Genomic DNA, 5793 nt, shown 5'->3' with positions numbered 1-5793 from the left:
GGGGAGTGCTCGGTGAGGAAGAATCTCACCTCCCTGCCACACTACCGTCGGCGACAGCACATGCTTTCGGTTGAAGCCGACAGGCCGACGACAGGGAGACTGAATCGGAGATGCCGAGAGGAACTCTGTGGCCAGTCTCAGTCTTGCACTGGTCAGTTGGGCTTAAGACAGCTCAGCCGCGTTGAACGCCACGACTGGTACCTTCAACCATGCGAATGCATGCCACTGTGCACTTCGTGCGTCGGACCCTCGCGCATTCACGACATACAGACAGATTCAGGATGGGATCTATGGTGCTTACTACCCAGACTCTCTAACTCTTCGGCTCCTGAACACCAACTCTAGCTTGTGGAAGCCTCACTCTAGTTGGTTGACCACGCATTCAATTGGCTTCTGACCTGGAAGTCCTCGCGCATACGCGCGTAATAAGCAAGAGAACCCAAGAGAGACAGATGAATGTTTCTCGTATATCCCTAATGCGACGTCACCTACGGTGCCGTCGCATTAGGGTAAGAGTAATTAGTTATTGTGATAGCATTGCAAGGGTGGTAGGGCGGGTTGAGAAGAATCTACTGAGATCTTCTGAAGGACTCTGCTTCGACTCCTTCTCCTTTGAACTCGCCTGTCTAGGCTGAGCTCTATTTCTTCTTCTGGGCTGTGCTGCGCCTCCTGTCGGTACGGAAAGGTGGACTACCTTGGTAGTTGCTGGCGTCGTCTCCGGATGCCTGAGGCAAGGCTCATGATGTTGGCCGCCGCGCTCCCAAGACCCCAGGAGGACCCCAGGAGACGATTTCAACGGTCGAGTGATGCCTGGGTAAGCCAGGACGTCTCCGGAGCGCTTCCGGAGGCCTCTGTTTCAGGCGACACCTGCTGGTTAGGTCGCATACTCGCGAACATTCGGAGGACCAAAATGCAGGACATAAACGACCGCGACGAGAACCGATCCGTCGCGATGTACTGGGACTTCGAGAATCTGCACGCCAGCTTGTATGAGGAGCGCTTCGGCGAAAGCACGTATTCGAAGCCCGACAACCGCTTCAAGGCCCAGGAGCCACTGGTCGACGTTCAGGCCATCGTCGAGTTGGCAGCGTCGTTCGGCCCCATTGCCGTCAACCGCGCATATTGCAACTGGCAGTACTACGGTCGCTACCGAGATGCTCTGCTACAGGCGGCCGTCGAACTGATCCAGCTTTTTCCGCCAGGTGGATCGGCCAAGAACGGCGCAGACATCAAGCTCTGCCTCGACGCAGTCGAGGACATCGGTCGGTTCGCGCACATCGGTACAGTAGTCATCGTCGGCGGCGACAGCGACTACATGCCGGTCGCGCAGAAGATCAAGGCCGCCGGTCGCACGTTGGTGGGTCTGGCAACCCGCAAGTCCACCAATCGCCACTGGGCAAAGAGCTGTCACGAGTTCCGCTACTACGAGAACCTGGTCGACGTGGCTCCGCCTCAGGCAGCGCCTCCCGCTCCCGCTCCAGTCGGCACGCCACCGGCGCCGCCAGCACCACCACCCGCGCCCGTCGACCTCGCAGCCGAGCTGCTGCGTCGCGCCGTCAAGCTTTTGACTGAGACCAAGGGCGACCCGTGGGTCAACAAGGGGTCGATCTGGCACATGATCAAGCGCCTCGATCCCACCTTCGACCCCAAGGAACATGGCTACGCCAACTTCCCGGCGATGGTGAAGGTGCTGGATTCGGTAGTCGAGGTAAAGAAGGGCGAATCAGATCAGATCGTGCGATTGAGGTGACCTTCCATGGTGCGGGCACGCAGTTGGAGAGGCCAACGTCGAAGTAGACAGTCGCCCCGTTCCAGCTGGCTTCGCCAGCTGGAACCGTCGGCGAGCCTGCTAGGGGTTTCCCGAGCGTGCTCGCCTCGATGTCGGGTTCGGCGCCCGGAATCCGTTCTAGTGGACGTGACGCGCCCGAACGACATGGGAACAGCTGGATCCATCTGGCGGCCATCCCTGGCTGCTCTGGTGCTGATGGCTGCATCACTTTCGGTGTGCGCAAAGCCGAGCACCAAAAGCTACGAAGGGATGGCGGAAGCATCGGCCGCCGCACCGCTCGATGCCCGTCACTTCGTGGTCGCGGAGGATGAATGCAACATCCTGCTCACCTACTCGACCGAGGCTGCCGCACCTGTGGGAGTTCCGCTTGATCTGTCGGCATTCCTCGGGACCGGAAAGAAGGCCTCGGACATCGAGGCATCGGCCAGGTTGGGCGACACGATCTATTGGATCTCGTCGCACAGCCTGACCAAGGACGGCAACGCTCGGGAGTGGCGGCGCCGCTTCTTCGCCACCGAAGTGGATGTCACCCAGACCCCGCCGCGCTTGAAGCCTGCCGGCGAGCCCTACAAGCACCTTCTGGATGACCTGGTTCAGGCCTCTGAACTCCGCCCGCTGAATCTGGCCAGGGCTGCCACTATTGCCCCCGAGCAGAAGGGTGGCCTCAATATCGAAGGGCTCGCTGCCTGGGAGGGTGGCGGCGTTGTCATTGGATTGCGAGGACCGCTGACCGACGACGGACAAGCGATCCTCATCCCACTCGAAAACCCAGACGGTCTGGTCAGGGGCCAGAAGCCACGTTTCGGCACGCCCATCTTGCTCGACCTGAACCATAGAGGCGTCAGGAGCATCGATCGAGTAGACGATCACTACCTCATCGTGGCTGGTCCCGTGGCGAACACAGAGCCGTTCGCTCTGTACAAGTGGAGTGGCAGACGCGATGAAAGGCCCTCACCAAACCAGACGCCTTTTCCCTCGAATCTCTCTCCGGAGGCGCTAGTTGCACTGCCTGGAGCAGCCGGAAGCATCGCACTCAGCGACGACGGCGAAATCAATCCCGGCGTGGATTGCGACGACCGGTCCAAGAAGCGTCTGCAGAAGTTTCGGGCCCTCACGCTCGACGAGCGCTGAGGCTGAGGCTGAGGCTGAGGCTGAGGCTGAGGCTGAGGCTGAGGCTGAGGCTGAGGCTGAGGCTGAGGCTGAGGCTGAGGCTGAGGCTGAGGCACTTCGCGATCGAGTCCCGAACTACGACATCCACAAGATTGAGGAACTTCCGTAGGAAAGAGGTTGCGACTGTTTCCGCCTGAGGTAAGAGTTCAATCGGCCAGGAGTGGGCCAACTAGGAGGAGTCCCCCTGAGCAGCCTGCTGACCGAGTCCACAGATCCTGTGACCGGGCAGGTGAAGGCCAGTCTGTCGCGTCTCCAGTTCCTTATCTTCACCTTCGTGATTGCGGGTCTGTACCTCACTCTGTGCCTAGAAGCAGGAGAGCTCATCGATATCCCGAACCAAGTCCTGGGACTGTTGGGAATCTCCCGCGGCAGCAACGTGCTGCCCAAGGGCATTCAGGCCAGCAAGGGGAAGCAGGAATGAGACGCAAGCCGCACAGGACGGTGATCGTCTTTTCCGACGTGGCACTGTTGGCTCTGACCACTGCGCTGCCGCGTCACGCTCAGGCGCAAGAAGAGATGGATTGCTTGAAGTTCGACATCGACGTCGGTGCGTCCAGGCCAATGAAGCCCACGCCCGTCGATGCACCGACATCCTGCACGCCACGCCTAAAGCAAGGCCTGCCACTACCAGACCCGAACTGCACGCCCGGGGCGGTGAATCCGACGCTGACCCAGCGCGTGCTTCGGGACCCTGCCTTCCGCACCGCATGCGTCCGCGACAACGCCACAACGGCGACCGAAAAGCGAGGCACCTACGCTCTGTATGACATCAAGAAGCCTGCAGACAACAAGGGCGTCAAACAGATCTGCGAGCTCGACCAGTTGGTGCCGCTCGTACTGGGCGGAGCGGACACGCTGGACAACATCTGGCCCAAATGCGGCCCATCGCGGGTGATCCTTCGCAATCGGTTCTTCAAGAAGAAGGACCGGGTCGAGATGTACCTCGCACGCCGAGTTCAGGATGGATCTATGAAGTTCAAGGACGCCCAACTGGGCATTGCGACAGACTGGACGCAGTACATCGAGCAAGCCAGCAAGCGCTGCCGAAAGCTCGACTGCGATGACTGATGAAACAGGCCATTCGTGCTTGCTTCCTGTAGGTTACGAGCCAACGCATCCCCAACTTTGTGGACGGCCGGCAAGCCACTTCGCTTGCCAAGTCGGCTTGGAAGTGGATAACTCGCGAGTCACATCGCCCTAAGAGCGCTCAGTGCGACACCTGGACCACTTTGGAGCCAACATCGTGCAGCCCGCTGCATTGCATCTGGTCATACGGCGGCTTCAGGCAGCTGGCCAGATTGCGTGCACCGTGCTGGCACTGCTATCGGGGGCAGCGCTAGCCGCAGACCTGCAGATCGACGTCCCTGCAGACCTCTCTGTCGAGCAACAAGGACGACTACGGATGTTTGCGAATGACATCGCGACGATGCAGGGGGCGAAGCGGAAGACGGGACTCGTCCGATTCAGATCACAGTCGGAACTGCTCGACGACGTCTCAAGCGGGAGGGTTCAGGTTGCCCTCGTGCCCACGCGGGCCCTAACTGAGGTTGCCCCAGAGTTTTCGGTGTACGACTCACTCTTTAGATTCCAGGACTACAAGGACGTGGAGGCTTTCCAAGCTGGTGAGACGGGCCAGAAGCTACTCGAAAGCCTTTCCAAGTCGAAGCTGACTGGCCTCTCGTACTGGCATTCGGGGTTCGTACAACTTGCATCGAGCAAGCCGTCGCCGACGCTAGATGACATCCTGGGCCAAAAGACTGCCGTCAAAGGACTCTCGGACTCGCTGACATCAAGGCAGTTCGCAGAGTTGGGGACGGATCCGATCAAGCTGCGTGCTGCCTCTGACGCTGTCAAGGTAGGAATCTCCACGTTCGCCGAGACGAGTTGGAAGGAACTTGCGAATGACAAGTCAGCGGCAATGCAGGCCGAGACCGTGAACGTTCTGGAAACGAACCACAGGTACCGCGGGTATGTTTTAGTCGCCAATACTCAATACTGGAACGGACTGTCACCGAAGGAGCAGGCTTCCACAAGGACCTACGCGGCGCAGGTCGCCGCGCAGAGCAACAAGGCAGTGGCAGTTTCCGAAGCTACTACTCGTTCACAAGTGGTCAAGTACGCTTCTGTCTCCACGACTGGTGCCCCCGAGAAGGCTGCAGCTGTCGCCAAGCTAGCGTTTGCCGGAATGGTTCCGCAACTTGCATGGGGATTCCAGGGCCCGGACGGGAGACCTCCAACGATCTTTGCGGACACCACGTCCGCATCCAACGTAGCATCGGGCAGCGCGGCCATCGACGTGAACGCGAAATGGAACGCGTGGCTCGAACGGGAGGACGCTGCGCGAGACTTCGCTGTCGCAGGCCTCAAGTACGAGGCGGTCTTGGACCTCTCCCGGTATGCATATGTCGACGGCATTGGCGTCCCAAGTTCCAGTGAGCTGCAAAAGGCTCTTACGGCCGCCGTCGCACAGAACAAGCCACTACGGCTACTTGTCCGGTCGATCCTTGTGTCAGGCGAGCTGACCTATGGAGCCGGAGCAGAAGCCGCTCAGCTGATTTCCGTCGATGTCAGGAAGCTCTCGACACAAGAGGATTCGGAGTTCCAGAAGCAGCGAGGCAGCGGTCCCGCCGACCTGAGCAGGATTCCAGCACTCTCGCAGGCCTTCGGGGCACTGTCTGCCAAAGGCGTGCCCCATTCCACCTTCCGCGTTCCCATCAATGCGGCGAGCCAGGGTTGCGCTCAGATCGCGTTTTCAATCTGGGACTATGACGAGACTCGTCCGATCGATCACATCGTGCAGACGATACCGGTTGCCGCGGACAGCAACACAAAGC

General features: G+C 59.7%; 5 protein-coding genes. All 5 read left to right on the top strand.

Features of this window, described 5'->3' with window-relative positions:
* Nucleotides 1-739 precede the first annotated feature (739 nt).
* Nucleotides 740-1750, top strand: coding sequence for an NYN domain-containing protein (locus tag AC1DYI_RS24800; protein ID WP_477206798.1), 1011 nt, complete (start codon nt 740-742; stop codon nt 1748-1750).
* A 159-nt stretch (nt 1751-1909) separates the two neighbouring features.
* Nucleotides 1910-2920: a DUF3616 domain-containing protein gene (locus AC1DYI_RS24795; protein ID WP_477206797.1), complete on the top strand. Its 1011-nt coding sequence runs from the start codon at nt 1910-1912 to the stop codon at nt 2918-2920.
* 268 nt (nt 2921-3188) lie between these two features.
* Nucleotides 3189-3380 (top strand): hypothetical protein, encoded by a 192-nt coding sequence (locus AC1DYI_RS24790; protein ID WP_477206796.1) that lies wholly within the window; start codon nt 3189-3191, stop codon nt 3378-3380.
* On the top strand, nt 3377-4027 hold the full coding sequence (locus AC1DYI_RS24785) for a hypothetical protein (protein WP_477206795.1): 651 nt from the start codon (nt 3377-3379) through the stop codon (nt 4025-4027). The genes AC1DYI_RS24790 and AC1DYI_RS24785 overlap by 4 nt, the downstream gene beginning before the upstream one ends.
* A gap of 334 nt (nt 4028-4361) precedes the next feature.
* The coding region (gene dctP, locus AC1DYI_RS24780) for a TRAP transporter substrate-binding protein DctP (protein ID WP_477206794.1) at nt 4362-5793 on the top strand (1432 nt) is incomplete at its 3' end.

This window comes from Ideonella sp. P3_A4, assembly GCF_056403075.1.
The sequence above is the reverse complement of the archived record's forward strand: the minus strand, read 5'-3'. Positions and strand labels throughout refer to the sequence as shown.

What these genes read in the sequence shown, in the direction of transcription:
- AC1DYI_RS24800 (WP_477206798.1), top strand. Translation starts at nt 740, where the DNA reads ATGATGTTGGCCGCCGCGCTCCCAAGACCCCAGGAGGACCCCAGGAGA.
- AC1DYI_RS24785 (WP_477206795.1), top strand. Translation starts at nt 3,377, where the DNA reads ATGAGACGCAAGCCGCACAGGACGGTGATCGTCTTTTCCGACGTGGCA.